Annotated in this window: 19 protein-coding genes and 1 pseudogene; 17 read left to right on the forward strand and 3 right to left on the reverse strand. The window is 39.4% G+C overall.

Features of this window, described 5'->3' with window-relative positions; all coding sequences use genetic code 11:
- Nucleotides 1–41: 41 nt before the first annotated feature.
- The 7 genes from AC1DSK_RS04580 (at nt 42) to hflX (ending at nt 6,692) form a co-directional block, all read left to right on the forward strand.
- Nucleotides 42–941, forward strand: coding sequence for an ABC transporter ATP-binding protein (locus tag AC1DSK_RS04580; protein ID WP_477546807.1), 900 nt, complete (start codon nt 42–44; stop codon nt 939–941).
- The gene (locus AC1DSK_RS04585; protein WP_477546808.1) at nt 931–1,728 is read left to right on the forward strand and encodes an ABC transporter permease subunit; all 798 of its coding nucleotides are present in this window, start codon (nt 931–933) and stop codon (nt 1,726–1,728) included. Before AC1DSK_RS04580 ends, AC1DSK_RS04585 begins: the two co-directional genes overlap by 11 nt.
- Entirely contained in the window at nt 1,728–2,366 is a 639-nt protein-coding gene (locus AC1DSK_RS04590) for a TetR/AcrR family transcriptional regulator (RefSeq protein WP_477546809.1), read from the forward strand. Before AC1DSK_RS04585 ends, AC1DSK_RS04590 begins: the two co-directional genes overlap by 1 nt.
- 35 nt (nt 2,367–2,401) lie before the next feature.
- A complete protein-coding gene (locus tag AC1DSK_RS04595) occupies nt 2,402–3,076 on the forward strand; it encodes a VOC family protein (RefSeq protein ID WP_477546810.1) in 675 nt (224 codons plus the stop codon).
- 154 nt (nt 3,077–3,230) lie between these two features.
- Nucleotides 3,231–3,599, forward strand: coding sequence for a DUF485 domain-containing protein (locus tag AC1DSK_RS04600; RefSeq protein WP_477546811.1), 369 nt, complete (start codon nt 3,231–3,233; stop codon nt 3,597–3,599).
- Complete coding sequence (locus AC1DSK_RS04605) at nt 3,596–5,131, forward strand: solute symporter family protein (protein WP_477546812.1); 1,536 nt, start codon at nt 3,596–3,598, stop codon at nt 5,129–5,131. Before AC1DSK_RS04600 ends, AC1DSK_RS04605 begins: the two co-directional genes overlap by 4 nt.
- A 289-nt stretch (nt 5,132–5,420) precedes the next feature.
- Nucleotides 5,421–6,692 carry a GTPase HflX gene (gene hflX, locus AC1DSK_RS04610; RefSeq protein ID WP_477546813.1) on the forward strand — a complete coding sequence of 424 codons (1,272 nt, stop codon included), beginning with the start codon at nt 5,421–5,423 and terminating at the stop codon, nt 6,690–6,692.
- 69 nt (nt 6,693–6,761) lie between these two features.
- Here hflX and AC1DSK_RS04615 read toward each other — a convergent pair whose 3' ends face one another.
- Nucleotides 6,762–8,474, reverse strand: a complete 1,713-nt coding sequence (locus AC1DSK_RS04615; protein WP_477546814.1) for an ABC transporter ATP-binding protein — start codon at nt 8,472–8,474, stop codon at nt 6,762–6,764.
- A gap of 255 nt (nt 8,475–8,729) precedes the next feature.
- On the opposite strand from AC1DSK_RS04615, the gene AC1DSK_RS04620 reads away from it, so the two are divergent.
- A complete protein-coding gene (locus tag AC1DSK_RS04620; RefSeq protein WP_477546815.1) occupies nt 8,730–10,217 on the forward strand; it encodes a peptide MFS transporter in 1,488 nt (495 codons plus the stop codon).
- 360 nt (nt 10,218–10,577) lie between these two features.
- Here AC1DSK_RS04620 and AC1DSK_RS04625 read toward each other — a convergent pair whose 3' ends face one another.
- A complete protein-coding gene (locus AC1DSK_RS04625; RefSeq protein WP_477546816.1) occupies nt 10,578–10,715 on the reverse strand; it encodes a hypothetical protein in 138 nt (45 codons plus the stop codon).
- Nucleotides 10,716–10,852: 137 nt separating this feature from the next.
- On the opposite strand from AC1DSK_RS04625, the gene AC1DSK_RS04630 reads away from it, so the two are divergent.
- Nucleotides 10,853–11,710 carry a DUF6612 family protein gene (locus AC1DSK_RS04630; protein ID WP_477546817.1) on the forward strand — a complete coding sequence of 286 codons (858 nt, stop codon included), beginning with the start codon at nt 10,853–10,855 and terminating at the stop codon, nt 11,708–11,710.
- Nucleotides 11,711–11,804: 94 nt separating this feature from the next.
- Here AC1DSK_RS04630 and AC1DSK_RS04635 read toward each other — a convergent pair whose 3' ends face one another.
- Entirely contained in the window at nt 11,805–12,149 is a 345-nt protein-coding gene (locus AC1DSK_RS04635; RefSeq protein ID WP_477546818.1) for a YflT domain-containing protein, read from the reverse strand.
- 174 nt (nt 12,150–12,323) lie between these two features.
- Between AC1DSK_RS04635 and AC1DSK_RS04640 the strand changes: the two genes are divergently transcribed.
- The 8 genes and pseudogenes from AC1DSK_RS04640 to AC1DSK_RS04675 all read left to right on the forward strand — a co-directional run bounded on the left by AC1DSK_RS04640 (nt 12,324) and on the right by AC1DSK_RS04675 (nt 20,098).
- On the forward strand, nt 12,324–12,944 hold the full coding sequence (locus tag AC1DSK_RS04640) for a phosphatase PAP2 family protein (RefSeq protein WP_477546819.1): 621 nt from the start codon (nt 12,324–12,326) through the stop codon (nt 12,942–12,944).
- Between the two features lie 172 nt (nt 12,945–13,116).
- Nucleotides 13,117–14,172, forward strand: a complete 1,056-nt coding sequence (locus AC1DSK_RS04645; protein ID WP_477546820.1) for a hypothetical protein — start codon at nt 13,117–13,119, stop codon at nt 14,170–14,172.
- A gap of 280 nt (nt 14,173–14,452) precedes the next feature.
- Complete coding sequence (locus tag AC1DSK_RS04650; protein ID WP_477546821.1) at nt 14,453–15,670, forward strand: MFS transporter; 1,218 nt, start codon at nt 14,453–14,455, stop codon at nt 15,668–15,670.
- Between the two features lie 219 nt (nt 15,671–15,889).
- A pseudogene (locus AC1DSK_RS04655) lies at nt 15,890–16,135 on the forward strand (DUF6054 family protein); the annotation flags it as partial.
- 43 nt (nt 16,136–16,178) lie between these two features.
- Nucleotides 16,179–16,550: a VOC family protein gene (locus AC1DSK_RS04660; RefSeq protein WP_477546822.1), complete on the forward strand. Its 372-nt coding sequence runs from the start codon at nt 16,179–16,181 to the stop codon at nt 16,548–16,550.
- A complete protein-coding gene (locus tag AC1DSK_RS04665) occupies nt 16,531–17,079 on the forward strand; it encodes a DNA topology modulation protein (protein ID WP_477546823.1) in 549 nt (182 codons plus the stop codon). The genes AC1DSK_RS04660 and AC1DSK_RS04665 overlap by 20 nt, the downstream gene beginning before the upstream one ends.
- Nucleotides 17,080–17,619: 540 nt before the next feature.
- Nucleotides 17,620–18,369 (forward strand): gluconate 2-dehydrogenase subunit 3 family protein, encoded by a 750-nt coding sequence (locus AC1DSK_RS04670; protein WP_477546824.1) that lies wholly within the window; start codon nt 17,620–17,622, stop codon nt 18,367–18,369.
- A 16-nt stretch (nt 18,370–18,385) separates the two neighbouring features.
- On the forward strand, nt 18,386–20,098 hold the full coding sequence (locus AC1DSK_RS04675) for a GMC family oxidoreductase (protein ID WP_477546825.1): 1,713 nt from the start codon (nt 18,386–18,388) through the stop codon (nt 20,096–20,098).
- Nucleotide 20,099 lies beyond the last annotated feature (1 nt).

The following is a 20,099-nucleotide window of genomic DNA, read 5'->3' on the forward strand; positions in this document are numbered from 1 at the left end:
ATATTTGTAGTAATATTCTGATTACAAGGGAGGTTACATTCATGAATGCAATTGAATTGAATCAATTAACAAAACGTTATGGAAAATCACGAGGGATAGACGATGTTACATTTCAAGTTGCCCAAGGAGAAATTTTTGGATTCATTGGACCAAATGGAGCAGGAAAGAGTACAACGATTCGTACGTTACTTAACTTTTTATATCCAACGAATGGTACTGCAAAAATCTTGGGAAAAGATGTTGTGAAAGAAGCGAAAGATATTCGCCAACATATTGGCTATTTGCCTTCGGAAGTCCATTATTATGATGATATGAAAGTAAGTGAATTGTTTCGTTTTTCTGCAGGCTTCTACCCAGGTAATTCAACAAAACATGCACAGGAATTGGCTCAGCGTCTTCAACTCGATACGACCAGGAAAATCGAGGATTTGTCATTTGGTAACAAGAAAAAAGTGGGTATTATTCAAGCGCTGATGCATGAACCCCAAGTGTTGATTTTAGATGAACCGACTGCAGGTTTGGATCCACTTATGCAATCGATATTCTTTGATTTATTAAAAGAGCTTCAACAAAAAGGAACGACTATTTTCTTTTCATCCCATTATTTAAGTGAAGTCCAGAAACTATGCAACCGTGTGGCCATCATTAAAGAGGGACGACTGATTAAAATTGAAAGTATGGAAGACTTGCATGCGAAGCAATTCAAAAAAGTACACCTTCATTTTCAAAATAAATGGGAGCAAAAGGTACATTTGGAGGGTGTCCTGCAGGAACATCTGACAGATAATAGCTACGATTTTATCTATAATGGCCACACTCGAGATTTATTGCAACAGTTGGTTCAGATTCCTTTTGATGATGTAACGATCGAAGAACCTTCACTAGAAGAGATTTTCATTCATTATTACGAAAAAGAAACGGGTGAGAATAATGCTCTTTAAAAGAGAATGGAAACGGGCACAAAAAGCGTTATGGATTTGGATATTGGCGCTTGGAGGCATGACTTTTTTAATCATGAGCATCTACCCTCAATTTGCAGAAAATAAAGAGCAACTCCAGGAATTGATGAAACTATATCCTGAGGCAATGCTTAAAGCATTTAATATTGAGCAACTAGGCTTCGATAGTGCACTCGGTTTCTACGCCATTGAAGGGTATTTATTCGTTACACTTTTTGGCAGTATCTATGCAGCAATGTTAGCTGGGGGTATGTTAGTAAAAGAAGAAAGTGACCGTACGATTGAATTTTTATTATCAAAGCCGATTTCAAGAGTCCAAGTGGTCGTTCAAAAAGCCGTGGCGGTGGCATTGGTTCTTGTGGTCTTTAACGTTGTACTTTCTGTAATCAACTATATGGGATTCCGGGTTGCCGGTGACGACCAGATTGATATGGTGACATTTTCGCTGATTTCATTGGCACCATTATTATTGCATTTGACATTTGCTGCGCTTGCTTTTGGAATATCCGCATTTTTCCGTAAGCAGCGACTTGTGACGTCCATTTCTCTGGCCCTCGTTTTATTCAGCTACTTTGTTAGTATTGTCGCTAATATTTCCGATAAACTTTCCAAGTTGAAATGGATAACCCCGTTTGAATATGTGAATTCAGGCTACATTATTCAACAGGCGTCCATTAAGCCCGTCTATATAATTGTAATGGTTCTGATAATGGTTATATCTGTAACGGCAGCTATTATGAAGTATTTGAAAAAGGACTTGGTTATTTAATGGATAATGATAAAAATGAACGAATATTCCAGGTTTCTAAAGAGTTGTTTGCCACACTTGGATATTACCAGACCTCTGCGAATTTAATTGCAGAAACTGCCGATGTATCGAAAGCACTTATCTTCCACCATTTCAATTCCAAGAAGAACTTGTATTTCACCATTATCAATGATTCCATTGATGTTTTGATGAAAGCTTTTGAGAAAGAATGGCAACCTCAAGACTCTGTTGATTTCTTTGAACAATTGAAGTACTTTGTAAAAATGAAGATGAACGTAGCGGTATTATGCCCAATCGAAAACAAATTGTTGATGCAGGCATTTATTACTCCCCCAAAAGAACTCATCAATGAATTGGAACAACTATTTAAAGAAAAGTCGAAACCGATGCTCGCTTTAAATGACGACTATATTTATCAACTGTTAACCCCACATACCATTCGTGAGGGTGTCGAATTGAATCAGGCGAAACTTTTGATCAGAACAGTTTTTGAAGGATTCTCCCAGCGCATTATAAATGAATATGCCGGAAAGATTGATAATCTAATGAATGAAACGGAGAAAATCCTGTCTGAAATGGATGCAATCATCGACATATTGAAATACGGTATTTACAAGAGTACATTGGGGGAACTTTGATGTAAGAACACATCAAGAAAGGGGTAGTTTAGAAAATGATTGAACTGGATCATGTAGTATTTTTTAGTAAGCAAACCCCGGAAGAGAATGTCCGAAATCACGAAGGTACATCAATTGGTGGACGACACAAAAATTGGGGAACAGTAAATGCCTTAACCTATACAAGAAATAGTTACATAGAATATTTGTCAGTGGAACAGATGGACATTGCCAAACAGGCGAATCACCCTCTTACAAAACTGCTACTGCACGATTTAGAGAATGGTGAAGGATGGGGAACGATTTGTTTCCGTACTGAAAATATAGAAGCACTCAATAGAAGGTTGAAAAATGAAGGATGGACCACATCTGGCGTATTGAATGCTGAACGTGAGACATCTACTGGGTTTATACGGAAATGGAGAATGCTTTTTATTGAACAGACCGTTTCGGATGAATTGCCCCTTCCATTTTTTATCGAGTGGAATGAATCTTTTGAAGAGCGTATGCAAAGTTTGAGGGAAGATGGGACGCTGAAAGATTACAATGAACAGTTGCAAATTTCACGATGTGAATTCTTGGTAAAACATCCCCAAAACCAAGTGGAAAAGTGGGGAAGTCTTCTGGGGATTGAACCGTCAAATGACACAATAATTTTAGTTAACACCGGTTTAGTTTTCCTGAAAAGCACTCAAGAGAAAGAGCGTCTCTCGCATGTAGAAATTAATTAATATTTCTTCCGAAACACATGCTTTCAGTGCATGTGTTTTTTTCTGTAATCTCAATCTCTCGTACTCTTCGAAATCCGAATGAAATAGATTGACATTCTATTCTGATATTGTTTTAATTTTAATTGTATTCTGAAAATTAAAACAAAGAAAAGGGGTGTTTCAATTGGTAGTAGCATCAAAGCGAAATTCAACAAAAATTAAGCGCAAATCATTACCCGATTTTGAAAAAATTGAAGAGTCTCCCGGTTTTCGAAATCTCTTAAAAAAGAAAAAAGCATTTCTGATTCCTAGTACACTATTATTTTTAGGCCTTTATATTTTATTTCCTATTATTATTTCGTATTCTGATGTTTTAAATGCCTCGTTTGTTGGTGATATTTCATGGAGTTGGATATATGCTCTTGGATTATTCATCATGACGTGGACTCTTGTAACCGTTTACATGAAAAAATCGGCTGAATTTGACCGAATGGCTAATGAAACACTAAAGGAATTTAATTACGAGGAGGAGGATAACCAATGAATCCGATCGTAGTTATCTTATTTTTAATTATCGTGGGGATGACGCTGGTGGTTACATACTTCGCAGCTAAGAAAACAAATACAACAAGTGAATTTTATACAGCTGGTGGAGGTTTGTCAGGTTGGCAGAACGGTCTTGCGATTGCAGGAGATTACCTATCCGCAGCATCCTTTTTAGGAATAGCCGGGGCAATCGCTTTATACGGTTTTGACGGGTTCCTGTTCTCCATAGGTTACTTGGTGGCTTATTTAGTGGTTCTGTTTATCGTTGCAGAACCGTTGCGCAATCTTGGAAAGTATACGCTTGCCGATATGATCAATTCGAGATTTAACGCGAAGAAAGTTCGTGCCGGTGCGGCAATCAGTTCCATTACCATCGTTATTTTCTATATGATTGCCCAGTTGGTTGGAGCAGGGGCACTAATTCAATTGCTTTTTGATATACCGTATTGGATTGCTGTGTTACTCGTGGGGGTCATGATGACTGTCTATGTTTTATTTGGAGGTATGACAGCCACAAGTTGGGTACAGATTATTAAAGCGGTTCTGCTCATGGCCGGTACTATCATAATTTCGTTCCTTGTATTGAAGGAATTCCATTTCAATATTTTTGAAATGTTTACGTCAATGAAAACCGCAACTCCTCATGGAGCAGATTATTTGAATCCGGGAGTTAAATACAAAATGCCGCTGGATACGCTATCCCTGATGATTGCGCTTGTATTTGGAACAGCGGGATTGCCTCATATCCTAATGCGCTTCTTTACAGTGCGTGACGCAAAAACGGCACGCAGTTCGGTTATGTGGGCAACTTGGATTGTCGGTATTTTCTATGTCATGACCATCTTCTTAGGATTTGGTGCAGCTGCGTTTGTTGGACAAGATCTCATCGTGTCAACCAATCCTGCAGGAAATATGGCCGCTCCTCTTTTAGCTCAAGAATTAGGTGGAGATTTCCTGATGTCCTTTGTCTCGGCAGTTGCATTTGCGACGATTTTAGCAGTGGTTGCAGGGCTTGTATTATCAGGTGCCTCCGCATTTGCACATGATATTTATGGGCAAATCATTAAAAAAGGTAAAGCTACAGACAGACAACAGATGATGGCTGCTCGGTTCGCTTCATTGGGTGTGGCTGTATTCTCCATCATTTTGGCATTGTTCGCTCAAAGCTTGAATGTGGCATTTCTTGTGTCGCTCGCCTTTTGTATTGCTGCCAGTGCCAACTTACCAGTTATCGTCTATACGATTTACTGGAAAAAATTCAATACAGCAGGTGCAATTTCCGCCATGGCAACAGGACTAATTTCTGCTTTAGTACTTGTTTCCATTAGTCCAAGTGTAATGAACCCGGTTGAAGGTGTAGCCATCATTACAGGAAACCCGATTTTCCCATTGACGAACCCGGCACTTGTATCAGTACCACTTGGATTTATTGGTGGATGGATCGGAACGCTTCTGACGAAAGAGTCGGACGTGAAGAAGTTTGCAGAAGTTACAGTGAAAGCAAACACAGGTGGCTTCCGACAATTGTAAGAAGTTGTATCTATTTAATTGAGTATGATACGATATAAGTACTTTAAGGAACGGAGGTTTTCCAAATGATTGACTACAAATTCCGATGGAACACTTTGCGATGAAACTAAATAATGCAAAGAACTGCTACTGTGCAGGTTAATCGGGATAGGTCTATCCATTTTGAAAACCAATATACTTTTCAGAAAAAGAGAGCGCCTCGTATGCTCTCTTTTTCTGTCTACTATTACTGGCAAAAAAAGGATTATTTCGATTTTCTCTCGGTAGGATATTGAGGAGGAATTCACAAATGGAAGAATTAATGGAACGTGCCATTGTCGTTGGCGTCAATTTAAACAAAGATGAACATTTTGAATATGGCTTAGAAGAATTACACAACTTAGCAGAAGCATTAAATGTAGAAGTGGTTGGAGAAGTGACGCAAAACTTGGATCGAGTAAATCCGGCGCACTATGTTGGAAAAGGGAAAATCGATGAAATCAAAGCCTTCTTTGATGAAGCGGATGCTAATCTTGTCATTTTCAATGACGAGTTATCACCATCACAAATCCGTAACTTGGAAGCCGCATTGGAATGTAAAGTTATTGACCGCACCATGTTGATTTTGGATATTTTTGCTCGACGTGCTAAATCTAAAGAAGCACAAATGCAGGTAGAGTTAGCGCAGCTTCAATATATGCTTCCACGTTTAGTTGGATTGCGGGCATCACTCGGTCGTCAAGGAGGCGGAACTGGTGGGGGCTTTAAAAACCGTGGTGCCGGGGAAACAAAACTTGAACTCGACCGTCGGAAAATCGAAGACCAGATTGCGAAACTTCGTCGTGACTTAGATCATGTAAAAGACCAACGCGAAACGCAAAGAAAACAACGGAAGAAAAATGAAATCCCTGTAGTATCAATTGTGGGCTATACGAATGCCGGGAAATCAACGATCATGAATCGCCTACTTGCAAAAACAGGGCAAATCGATGACAAACAAGTTTTTGAAAAAGATATGTTATTTGCAACACTTGAAACGTCAGTCCGTCAAATTCGTTTACCTGATCAAAAAGAGTTTTTACTTACTGATACAGTAGGATTTGTCAGCAAGTTGCCAACACACTTAGTAAAAGCATTCCGTTCTACTTTGGAAGAAGCGCGAGAAGCTGATTTGCTCCTTCACGTAGTCGATGTGTCCAATGATGAGTATCGATACATGATGGATGTTACAAATGAAACATTGCAAGCGGTTGGAGTTGAAAATGTTCAGACGGTTGAGGTATACAACAAGTCCGACTTAGCAGGTGTGAATTATCCACATGTGAGTGGAAATAACATCTGGATTTCTGCCAAAGAAAATGCAGGACTGGATGAATTGATTGAACTGATTCGCACGCATATTTTTGCGGACTACAAGATGTGCCGAATGCTCATTCCATATGACCGCGGAGACGTGGTGTCCTATTTAAACGAACAAGCCTCTGTTCAAGGGTCTGAGTATGAAGAAGAGGGTACGTTATTGAAAGTTGAACTAAAACAAGCAGATTATGAACGGTACCATGATTTTGTACTGGATAAGTAAAAAAACGCATTCCCAATTTCCCGGGAATGCGTTTTTGCTTATATTCAAAATAAACGTAAATATTTCTACTTATTGATATTGGATATTGTGTAATCTTGCAAATAGACCATCTGCTTCTACTAATTCCGTATACGAACCTTCTTCGGCAATACCTTCTTTCGTTACGACTAGTACACGATCTGCATCACGTATAGTTGCAAAGCGGTGAGCAATAATAAGCGTTGTGCGATTTTCAGCCAGTTCACTTAAAGCTGCCTGGATAATTTTTTCCGTCTCCGTATCAAGTGCCGAAGTTGCTTCGTCTAATATGAGAATCGGTGGGTTTTTCAGGAACATACGAGCGATGGCTAAACGTTGTTTTTGGCCACCTGATAGTTTCAAGCCTCGTTCCCCGATTTGGGTCTCGTAACCATCTGGCAACTCGGAAATGAATTCTTGTAAATGGGCTTTCTTTGCTGCCTCCATTATTTCTTCCTCTGAGGCATCTTTTTTTCCATAGGCAATGTTTTCTCGGACCGTCCCAGTAAACAGAAACACATCCTGTTGTACGATTCCAATTTGTGATCGCAATGATTGCTTACTCATATCACGAATATCAAGTCCATCGATTGTAATGGAACCTTCCGTGACATCGTAAAAACGGGGGATCAATGAACAAATCGTCGTTTTACCTGCCCCAGAAGGACCGACAAATGCCACGGTTTCTCCAGCTTTAACTGTTAGGTTGATATCTGATAGTACTTGTTGATGTTGATCGTAGTTGAAATGAACATGATTAAAGGAAATATTGCCTTGCAAATGATTCATATGTTTTGCATTTGGACGATCATTAATTTCCGGTTCCTGTTCGATTAAATCCAGGAAACGTCTGAAGCCGGCCATTCCTTTTGGATAAAGCTCAAGCAATGCACTGATTTTATCCACAGGTTTAATTAGTACATTTATAAAGAGGACAAAGCTGACAAGTTCTCCATATGATAATTTTCCATTGAATGTGAACCATGCACCTACGACCAATACGACCAAAGTCATTAGACGCGTCATCATGTAAATGCTGGAATGTGTTCCAGCCATTACTTTGTAAGCGACAAGTTTAGCTAGTCTAAATTGCCCATTATCATGTTTGAATCTGTTGATTTCAAATTCTTCATTTGTGAAAGATTGAACCACCCTAACACCTGAAACACTGTCTTCAACACGACCATTTACATCGGCAATTTTGATGTACATGTTCTTCCATGCCTGATTCATTTTGATATTGCTGAATGTAACCAAAACAATCAAGAATGGAATCATAATAATAGCGATGATTGCAAGCTCAGGATTGATGTTGTACATAATGAAAAATGCACCGAAAAACGTCATGATAGCGATAAAGAAATCTTCCGGTCCATGATGGGCCAGTTCGCCAATATCGAATAAATCATTTGTGATACGACTCATTACATGTCCTGTTTTGGTATTATCAAAAAAGCGAAAGGATTGGCGTTGTACATGGGTAAACAGTTGTTCACGCATGTCCGTTTCAATATTGATTCCAAGCTTGTGGCCTAAATAACTGACGATAAAATTCAGTAAGGTACTGAGTAAATAAACGGCCAGCAGGAGGACACTTACGGTTACAATCGTACCCCATTCGCCGGTAGGCAATAATTGGTCAATGAACCACTGGACTGCCAATGGAAATGCAAGCTCTAATATAGCCACGATTATGGCACTGGTGAAGTCGATGATAAATAGTCGTTTATGGGGGCGATAATAAGAAAAGAATTTCCTAATCATATAAGTTCTCCTTGGTATTTTTAATACTGGCAATTATAACGGAAAATGGTCCTAAACACGATAGAAAACTTCAGAACTCGAAGGAAATCAAAGTATTTCAAGTTCCGAATGTTTTTTGACAATTTAAAGAGGGGACGTTAAAATGTATAAGTTGTCTTTTACTGATAAATCAATCGGACCTTTATTATCAGTATATTTTGCACATTCATTTACAAAAACGTATGTGTAATTATTAAAAAGAAAGTAGGGAAAAGAATGGCGACAAAACAAGAAATCGTCCAGTCGGTTCCTCAAAAAGGATTCTTTGGACATCCAAAAGGCTTATTAAGCTTATTCTTTACAGAGTTTTGGGAGCGTTTCTCCTACTACGGAATGCGCGCAATCCTGCTCTACTATATGTACTATGAACTAAACCAAGGTGGACTTGGTTTGGACAGATCGACAGCGAACTCGATTATGGCGGTATATGGATCACTCGTATACATGTCGGGGATTATCGGGGGCTGGATTGCTGACCGTCTATTCGGTACAACCAAAACCGTATTCTACGGTGGAGTAGCCATCATGTTAGGACATGCAGTCTTGGCATTACCTGGCGGAATCACGACACTATTCATTTCAATGGGCTTAATCATTATTGGTACAGGTTTATTGAAACCTAATATCTCTAGCATCGTGGGAGATTTGTATGCGGAAAACGACGTTCGTCGTGACTCTGGATTCAGTATCTTCTACATGGGTATTAACATGGGTGCATTCATTGCGCCATTAATTGTAGGTACTATCGGAATGGAATATAACTTCCATTTAGGATTTGGACTTGCATCAATCGGTATGTTCCTTGGATTAGTTGTATTCGTTGCTACGAAAAAGAAATTCCTTGGACTTGCAGGATCTCATGTTCCGAATCCAATGACTAAAGGTGAGCGTAAAACTGTATTCACGCGTATTGCGATTGCATTAGTTGCCATCTTGATTATTGGTTATATCTTGATTGAAAAAGGTATCATGACAATCGATGTCTTTACGATGATCGTTTCAATCTTGGGTATCGTCATTCCTACGATTTTCTTTATCGTAATGTATCGTAGTTCAAAAACGAACGCAGATGAAAAATCTCGTGTTCTTGCGTACATTCCATTATTCATCTCGGCGATGGTATTCTGGGCAATTCAAGAGCAAGGGTCAATCATCCTAGCTCAATATGCAGATGAGCGAACTAACTTAGCGATTGGTTCGTGGGAAATTAACCCAGCTTGGTTCCAATCGTTAAATCCATTATTCGTTATTGGGTTTGCACCAATATTTGCATGGTTATGGGTACGTCTTGGTGTTAAACAACCGTCAACACCTAAGAAATTTGCCCTTGGTTTATTCTTTGCGAGTATGTCATTCTTAGTGATGATTATCCCTGCTTACATGAATGGAACTGAAACTTTGGTTAGTCCATGGTGGCTAGTATTAAGTTTCTTCTTAGTAGTACTTGGGGAATTACTTCTTTCTCCAGTCGGAATATCAGCAACTACGAAGCTTGCGCCAGCAGCATTCGCTGCACAAACAATGAGCTTATGGTTCTTAACGAGTGCTGCTGCTCAAGCAATCAATGCGCAAGTCGTGAAATTCTACAATCCTGAAACTGAAATCGTCTATTTCGGTGTCATCGGGGCTGTTGCATTGATAATCGGTTTAGTGTTATATATTTCTTCACCAATGATCGAGAAGTTTATGCGTGGCGTACGTTAATGCACATTTTAAAGCCTACCGATATTTATCGGTAGGCTTTTTTTGTATGGATTGAAGAGTGGTGGAAGTTAAACGATGTACTTATTTATCGTACATTTGCGCTTGCCGCATGTTCCGCATGAGCCAACAAGTATGAAAACCACATATTTGTGGGTCTCAGGTATTAAAAGTGCTGCTCCTGCGGTTACTCGTCGCAAAGAATATGGTCAAATTACCTTTGACCATATTCTTTCTTGCGGCTTGCTATGCGCAAATGTACTCTTTCGATTTTTTATGAAATTTTCATTATAGCAGGCAGAGCCTTTGTGTATGATAAGGGAGCCGATTCCCTCTAATTCGCATTAAAAGTTAACAAATCCATTATCTAATAATTACTTTCAATATCACGTTTAAGATTACAGTCAGCAATTTAAGAACTCCTCTTTTTTCATTCTGTTTTTGCATGCGATATTGTCGGTCTTTTTTCAAAATCGGGTATTCTTTTTCCAAATCCTTCATTGAAATCACTCCTTAAAATACATATTCAACAAAAGGTAAAAATTCCCTTCATCTCAAAAAAGATTTCCAATTGAAACCTTTTCGCGATACACTCGTATTATAGTTAGAAAGAAAATTGAGGTAAAGGTGGCGACAACATGAAAAAGTGGATGACACTTATGGCTACTAGTGCATTAGCGCTAAGTTTAGTTGCATGTAACACATCAGCAACTCCAACTTCCAAAACGTCAGAAGAAAACACAAGTGATTTAACACTTAAACAAGTATTTGAAAAGTCATTAGCACAATCAGAATCTATCGAAAGCCTTAGTGCAGATCTTGATATGGTTCAAAAAATTGAAGTTCCCGCTCAAGATGTAGCAATGGATACATCTTCAAAAATGACAATGGATTTGATTGTCGATCCTTTGAGCATGCATCAAAAGGGTACTACGTCGACGACGATTCCAGGTGAAGAGTCAACAGGACAGCCACAAGAAATCGAAATGGAAAGTTTTATGACTGCAGATGGATTCTTTACACAAGATAACATGTCACAGCAATGGACGAAGTTGCCGAAAGATATGTACGAACAAATGATTTCCATTTCACAAAAACAAGCTGATCCATCTCAACAGCTGAAGGATTTAGAGATATTCATGGATGACTTCACATTCAATCAAGATGATAAAGAATACGTTTTGAAATTGTCTGCGTCTGGGGAAAAGTTTAATGAATTGATCCAAAAACAGTTAGCAGAAACTATGCCGGAGCTGGGTGCGGATGAACAAGAAATGCTGAAAGAATTAAATGTCAAGAAAGCTGACTACGAAATCCATATCGATAAAAAAACATTTAATACAACGGCATTAAATGTAGTGATGGACATGACAATGGCAGTAGACGGGGAAGAAATGAACATGTATCAAGATATGAAATCCACTTTTAGTAATTACAATGGAGTTAAAAAGATAGTGGTGCCTCAAGAAGTACTAGATAACGCAAAAGAAATGTAAAAAAACAGCCTTTCCGAGATATGATTCTCGGGAAGGCTGTTTTATTGATATAGATTTTAAAAGTATAGAGATTTTCTGCAAAGTTATTGGGACTTTAATAAGTAAATCCAGCTGGTGTGTTTTTGACTACAACAACTACTTTGTGTTCATCCAGTTTTTCTTCTAATTGTTCTGCTTCCAGTTGACTAAAACCGAGCTCTTCGAATTGCGCACGAAGTTCGTCACCTTTTTTGCGGAAAACATTCGCAAGGGATGTACCTAACCCTTGTTCCGCAACACCGATTGTATTCGCATCTGCCATATCAGCTACTTGATTTGTACGATGATTTTCATGAGTAAGTACGTAGATATCGTCCTCATGTACGCCTTTAGCTTTAATCTCCTGAATACCACGAATCGCTTCATCATCTGTTAAATACTCTTTATAGGTTACACTCATTTTAAAATCTCCTTTCAAATCGTTTATTCTGACACAATAGTACTTTACCACTCTCAACCATGATTAAACGAAATAGGCTTAATTTCAAACGAAAGACTTAGACCACCAACCAATTATTGGGTAAGGAGTTGTAGGAATATGATAGAATAACTTTTAATAAGGAGCGTGAATGCTGTGAAAAAATGGTTTTATCCTTTGGCAGTTGTGACCTTTATTGGCTTCATCACGCTGTTTTTCAGTTTTACTCACGATGAAATGGTTAAATTTGATGAAGCAATAGGAGAAGCACTGATCGGAAACGAATATATTAGATTCTTTCATTACTTTGGGGAGCCAATCTGGATTGTCTCAGCAGCCGTTCTTTTGATTGTCTACCTCGCATTTAAAAGCCGAAACTATCGTGGAATGTTGTTTGTTCTATTTGCCGTTGGTGGAGGAAATATTATAAATCTCGCAATTAAAGAATGGGTGCAACGGGCTCGTCCTGATATTCCGCATCAATTAACGAGTTTCAGTTTTCCATCCAATCATGCCATGGTGGGCTTACTGTACATTTTTACATATGCATATTTTTTAACTGAAAATCGAGCATCCACTAAATGGCGTATCGGAATCTGGCTTAGTGCAGTTACCTTCACTTTGCTTGTTGGTTTATCACGCATTGCGGGTAACAACCATTATGGTACGGATGTGCTTGCAGGTTGGATGTGTGGCTATTCACTCTTCATTCTCGTAGTCATTTGGTATGAGTGGCGAAATCGTCACATGACAAAAAGAGTGGCCCAACCAGAATAAATAGAGTCTTGCGCCAAAAAAATGGCGGAGGACTTTTTTTGAAAGTGGTGAATTGACATGTTTTCCATTACAGATGAATTGGTGGAATTAGGTAAGATTACAGATCATCTTTAAGAGAACAAGTGGCAGAGGACTGGCTAAAAATCGGTCAATATTTGAAGGAGTTAACATAATGATTCAGGAAAAAGCAATAAAACATGCACAGTATGTAAATTCACAAGTGTCATACTTAGGTGAAGGAGCATGGCATCAAGCATGGAAATTAACATCCCCGCAGCATAAATCGTTGGTTCTTCGGATTCCAAAGAAAATCGCATATAAAAAAGAAGTTGCCTACGATGCAAATGCGTTACTAGCAGAGTATGGAGGTACGGAAAAATACTATAGTTGGGTGAATAATGTAGTACCTGGAGCAGCTCCAGAGAAGTTTGTTTATCATGTTTCGGAAGATTTGACGTATACGATAGAATCTTTTGCTGGAAGTCATATGGATTTACATGACTTAAATAGAGAAGATTCCCAAAAACTAGGATCCGAATTAGGAAAATTATATCGTAAACTGGAACAAGTAAACCATGGTCTCGAAGGGTTTGGTTTTTTTGATTGGAATGAAGAAAGTGGTCTGCACGGTCATTTTTTAGGCGATTTCCATGAATTCGTTACAGCTGAAAGCAAGGAAATAATAGACGACTACATGGATTTATTAACAAAGAGACCAATCTTTAATAAACCTGAAATTAAAGAGGCAATTCTACGAATATGTGAAAATCGTTTAATAGAGATTGGTTCACCCGTACTAACAAATCAAGATGCATCACCAGAAAACTGGTTAGTGGATAATGGACAATTTCGGATCATTGACCCTTTACCTATCTTATATATAGGTGAAGTAATGGCAGCAAACTTTATGAACCTATATGAAACATTATTTGTGGAACTTGCGCATACAGAACGGTATGGTAAACACCGTTTTCATGAATGTAGGGAAACATTACAATCGATAGCAAATGGTTTTGAACTGGGCTATTGTGGACAGAACGCTGATTTAATCCGCAAATTGAGAGGTGAACAGATTATTCAAGTCCTGAATTGCGCCGTCAGCCACAATCAAATGTTTATTGAAGGTTTGAACGAAGAACAAATTATCCGTTACGGCACAAAAGAAGATGTTGAAAATCGGCTGACTGTATTTGCCGAAAAACTAATTGAATTACAAGACCAGGTATAAATTTTTATCATGGTTAACCTGATTTTTTATAATGAAGTTACGAGTAAGAAACATATCTCATACAATTAACCCAGATATGAGGAGCGAAATGACAAAGGTCATTTTGCTCTTTTTTGTATGACGTAAATGCCAAAAGGTCAGACTGAGACCGATAGAACACTCAAAGATGTAGAGAAGCGCTAAAATTTTTTAGATTTTCAGAGTTGTAGAATTGCGTTTATAGAACTATACTGATGTGTAAAGATAGATGATGACAAGTGTCAAGACAAGGAGAGCTCGCATGACGACAATAAGAGAAAAAGAGAATAAACCGATTTCCCGGAATAAATTATTGGGAATTGCCGGTCTTGGGTGGATGTTCGATGCGATGGACGTAGGAATTTTATCTTTCGTTATAGTAGCACTCGCGAATGAATGGGCTCTAACTCCTGGTCAAATGGGATGGATAGGAAGTGTAAACTCCATCGGAATGGCAGTGGGGGCCTTTGTGTTTGGGATATTCGCTGATCGGATTGGACGGAAGAATATTTTTATCGTGACACTTGTTCTATTTTCAGTGGCGAGTGGATTGTCCGCGTTGTCTGCTTCCCTTACAATCTTTTTGATATTCAGATTTTTTGTAGGAATGGGTTTAGGTGGGGAACTGCCTGTTGCATCTACATTAGTATCTGAAAGTGTGGAAGCAAAAGAACGTGGTCGAGTCGTGGTATTGTTGGAGAGTTTCTGGGCAGCTGGATGGCTGATTGCAGCAATTATTTCTTATTTCGTTATTCCAGTCCATGGCTGGAGAGTTGCCTTAATCATTACTGCTTTGCCAGCAATATATGCAATTTATCTACGATTGAACTTACCGGACTCTCCGCAATTTACGGCAAAACGAGTTCGGGAGCGCACATATGCTCAAAATATTAAAGCGGTATGGTCAAAAGCTTATGCAAGGCCAACGTTGATGTTGTGGATCTTATGGTTTACAGTTGTGTTTTCATATTACGGAATGTTCCTATGGTTGCCGAGTGTCATGGTAATGAAAGGCTTTACGTTGATTAAAAGTTTCGAGTACGTGCTGATCATGACTATTGCACAATTACCAGGTTATTTTACTGCAGCATGGTTAATTGAAAAAGCAGGTCGTAAATTCGTGTTAGTCACTTACTTACTAGGCACAGCTACCAGCGCATTTGTATTTGGGAATGCGGATACTACGATGTTATTGATTGTATCTGGCGCGTTCTTGTCGTTCTTTAATTTAGGTGCATGGGGTGCTTTATACGCGTATACACCTGAACAATATCCTACTGTTATTCGAGCAACTGGTACCGGTATGGCGGCTGCTGTAGGACGAATTGGCGGGATTTTAGGACCATTATTGGTAGGGACACTTATTACAAGGGGCTACGATATCGGTTGGGTGTTCGGCATTTTCTGTATCGCAATCGTTATTGGTGTGTTGGCAGTTGTTTTACTGGGGAAAGAAACGAAACAGCTGGAACTCGAATAATACAGACGGGAGATTCTCTTTAAAAGGGAATCTCCTTTTTTATGGTTTTCTTTGAAATTGGATGGAAACCTTTCATTCTCCGTAAACGTATAACAAGTTAAAGGGGGATTTGGAAATGAGTGTAAGAGAATTCGATATAAATATCAGTCCCGTTGAGGCAATGAACAAAATTCATAATGGGGTGATCGGAGGAAGCATTTCGGGAAAACTAGTAAACTAGTAGATTACTATGAACGCGTTTCTGGAGATCATCAAGTTGTGGTATTTGTTCTGGAAAAATTCTTCATGCGAACGAGTAATCGCTCTTCCATGACGGTAACCATTGATAATTTCGGTGACGCAACGAAAGTGCATGCCGTGGCATCCGGAAGTTCTGAAAGTCCGTTTTTTAGATTTGATTGGGGAGCGGGCGACAGTTTTGCGAATAGTGTGGAAAATGCGCTGGCACAACATATTATAAGTTGATAGAATAAAGCTACTAAATATGTGTGGTAAGGGAGAGTCGGCTATGTTCAAAAGAATTGACACCGTTTTTTTACCAGTGCAAGACACAAAACGCTCAATCGAATGGTTTAAAGAGAAGTGTGGATTTAAATTGCGATGGCATGATGAGGAAAATGGTTATGCAGCAATGGACATCGGGAATGGAGAAACAGCTTTTACGCTCGTGAGAAATCCACAAATGGGTTCGAGTAAACCTGAAGAACATGAATGGTTCAATCTCTATACAACGGATATTCATGCTACCCATCATTTCATGTTAGACGCAGGAGTCGATGCAACACATGTGCAAACTGGAGGAAACGTAGAATTCTATCAATTTAAAGATATTGATGGCAATACGATTGGAGTCTGTTCATTTGAAGAAGACGCAGCTTAAGCATAGAAAAATCCTGATTGTGGGATCGGGAGGAGCTGGGAAATCCACGTTATCTCGCCAATTGGGTGAAAGGCTGGGTTTGCCTGTCGTGCATTTGGATGCTATGTTTTGGCAACCAGGATGGAATCCTTCACCACGTCCTGAATTTATGGAAAGAGTAAAGAAGGAATTAGCGAAACCCGAGTGGATCATTGATGGAAATTATGACTCCACCATCGAATTACGTGCGCAGTATGCAGACCTTATTATCTATCTTGATTTCTCGAATGTCGTATGTCTCTATCGCGCATGTAAACGTGCGTGGATATATCGAGGGACAACACGGCCGGATATGGGGAAAGGTTGTCCAGAAAAAATAGATTGGGATTTTGCCCGGTGGATTTGGCGTTACCCAAAAGATGCACGGCCTGAGATGCTCGCTGTTCTAGCCAAAGTCCAGACAGACGTCATAACACTGAAAACACCAAATGAAGTGGAACAATGGCTACAACAAATAGATGACATAAAAAAGAGTGAATCATCCACTTAAGGATGATTCACTTTTTTTTATGATGTTTTTAACGTCGAGTAAACGACAAGGCGATCTTCGTAATAAGAACCTTTTTTATTGTATTCAACAGTACACGTGATGAGGTTCAATCTACTGCCAGTGCTGAATCCGAATATCTCTCTAAGGGGGGATTCATCAACCGGGTAGATTTCAACTCGATCCACAATGAATACAAGTTTCGCACCATCAAATCTATCCGAACCACAACAGAATTCGCCTCCTTATCACTTGGAAAAGGTTTAAATCTTCCTCAATTTGGACATTGTATATTTAAGAGAGTTCATAATCTGCGGTGGTAGTATCGTATGCATACTCAACATTCAGACTGTCAACTTTCCATCTCAAAAAGGTAGGGATTCCTTTTAACGTTAAATTTGTGTGTATAAGCAATCCTCCTGTATTACGAATAAATAATTCAGAATATTCGTTAAATGAATATTAAAATATTTATTCAAAACTGCTAATTTAATATACTATCAAAAATTTCGACAGTCTAATTAAAAGAAGGAGAGTGAAGGCATGGCGAAGAGAGTGAAGAAGTTTTCTAGACGTGATTTCCTGAAAACTTCAGGGGTGGCAACTGGTGCACTTATTGGAGGGGGAATTCTTGGTGGTTTGATTGGCTACAATTCAAAAAATGCAACGACTACGCCGACTGAAACCAAGCATGGAGGTCACACGGAAACGGGGACGACGGATAAAGGTCTAATGTTTTTTACAAGCGAGCGAGAGTTTCAAGTACTAGCCAACGCAACTGAACGGATTTTTCCGAAAGACGATTTAGGTCCTGGTGCTATTGAGCTTGGGGTACCGTATTTTATCGACAGTCAATTAGCAGGGCAGTATGGTAGTAACTCTAAGGAATACATGCAAGGGCCATTTGCTATTGGTGCGCCTACCCAGGGATATCAAAGTCGTCTGACACGTGCTGAAATCTTTAGACAAGGTATTGCAAAAATGGAAGCCGAGTCGTCGAGCAGATTCGATAAAGGATTTTCGGATCTAGAAGGTGCACAAATGGATGAAATATTGACAGCAATTCAAAAGGACGAAATAAAAATGGAAGGAACAACATCTGCATTTTTCTTCCGTCTACTTCGGACTGCAACACTGGAAGGTGCTTATTCAGACCCTATGTATCGTGGGAATAATAATATGGACGGTTGGAGAATGAAAGAGTTTCCTGGCCACCAAATGGCTTATATCAATGTAATCGACAAAGCGGAATTCCAAAAAATCGAACCACAATCTTTAAGTGGGAAGCACTAGGACAGGGGGGAATTAAATGGTAAAAACTTTACCGAAAGTAGACGTTGTGACTGTAGGAGTTGGATGGTTAGGGGGAATCATAGCAGCCGAATGTGCAAAGGCAGGCTTGAAAGTAGTAGGCTTGGAGCGCGGAAAAGAACGAAGTACTGAAGATTATATGAAGGTGCATGACGAATATAGATATGCAATAAGGTACGAACTCATACAGAATCTATCAAAAGAAACGATAACCATTCGGAATAACCGTGGGATGCAAGCACTTCCGATGCGACAATTAGGTTCATTTCTTTTAGGAGAGGGACTTGGAGGCGCGGGTACACACTGGAATGGACATACATGGCGTTTTCTTCCTTACGACTTCCAAATAAAGACACTAACAGAAAAAAAATATGGTCCCAAAAAGTTGTCTTCAGACTATTTACTTCAAGATTGGGGTATTACATATGATGAGTTGGAACCCTACTTTTACAAGTTTGAAGAAACCGCCGGAATCTCAGGTGACGAAAAAAATCCATTTGCGGGCAAACGGTCAAACCCATTTCCAACGCCACCGATGAAGAAGACACCAATATTGCAAAAATTTGAAACGGCAACGTCCAAACTTGGCTATACACCATTTATGCTACCGTCAGCAAATTTGTCAGAAGCGTATACAAATCAGGATGGACAAACGATCAATGCCTGTCAATACTGTGGTTTTTGTGAACGTTTTGGTTGTGAATATGGGGCAAAGTCATCTCCTGAAGTTACGGTCGTTCCAACGGCAAGAAAAACGGGGAATTTTGAAGCACGCTTTGAAGCCAATGTGGTGGAAGTCATCAAGAGCGGAAATAAGGTTACTGGCGTCAGGTATTTGAACACGTTGTCGGGTGAAGAGTTTATTCAGCCTGCTGAAGTGGTTGTTCTAACAAGTTATGTCATGAATAATGCAAAATTATTAATGATATCGAAAATTGGTGAGCAATATAATCCGGATACCGGGCGTGGAACATTAGGTAAAAACTATTGCTATCAAATTTTACCGGGCGCAACGGGTTACTTTGAAGAACAAATGAACACGTTCATGGGGGCAGGTGCACTGGGGATAAGCATTGATGATTTTAATGGCGACAATTTCGATCATAGTGATTTGGATTTCATTCATGGTGGGAGCCTCTCTCTCCTTCAATCAGGTGCAAGACCGATTGAAACAAATCCGATTCAAAAAGATGTACCTACGTGGGGCGCGGAATTCAAGAAAGCGTCCATATATAACTATACCCGTACTCTTTCAATTGGGGCACAAGGAGCATCCATGCCACATAAAGAGAACTACCTATCATTGGATAGTAAATATAAAGATGCATACGGTTTACCTCTTCTTCAAATGACATATAATTTTACCGATCAGGACCGTGCGCTTCATAAATATATTACGGAAAAGTCTGCTGTTATCATGAAAGAAATGGGTGCAAAAACAGTCGAAAGCCGAACCCCGATCACGGATTACGATATTGTCGCCTATCAAACGACGCACAATACGGGTGGGACAATTATGGGTAGCAGTCCCGAAAATAGTGTAGTGAATAATTATTTGCAGCATTGGGATGCGGAAAATCTATTCGTTGTAGGTGCGGGTAACTTCCCACACAACGGAGGATACAATCCTACAGGTACGGTGGCAGCATTTGCGTATCGTGCTTCGGAAGGCATTATCAAATACAGTAAATCGGGTGGATCACTCGTATAAA

Source organism: Paenisporosarcina sp. P4_B8, from assembly GCF_056402175.1.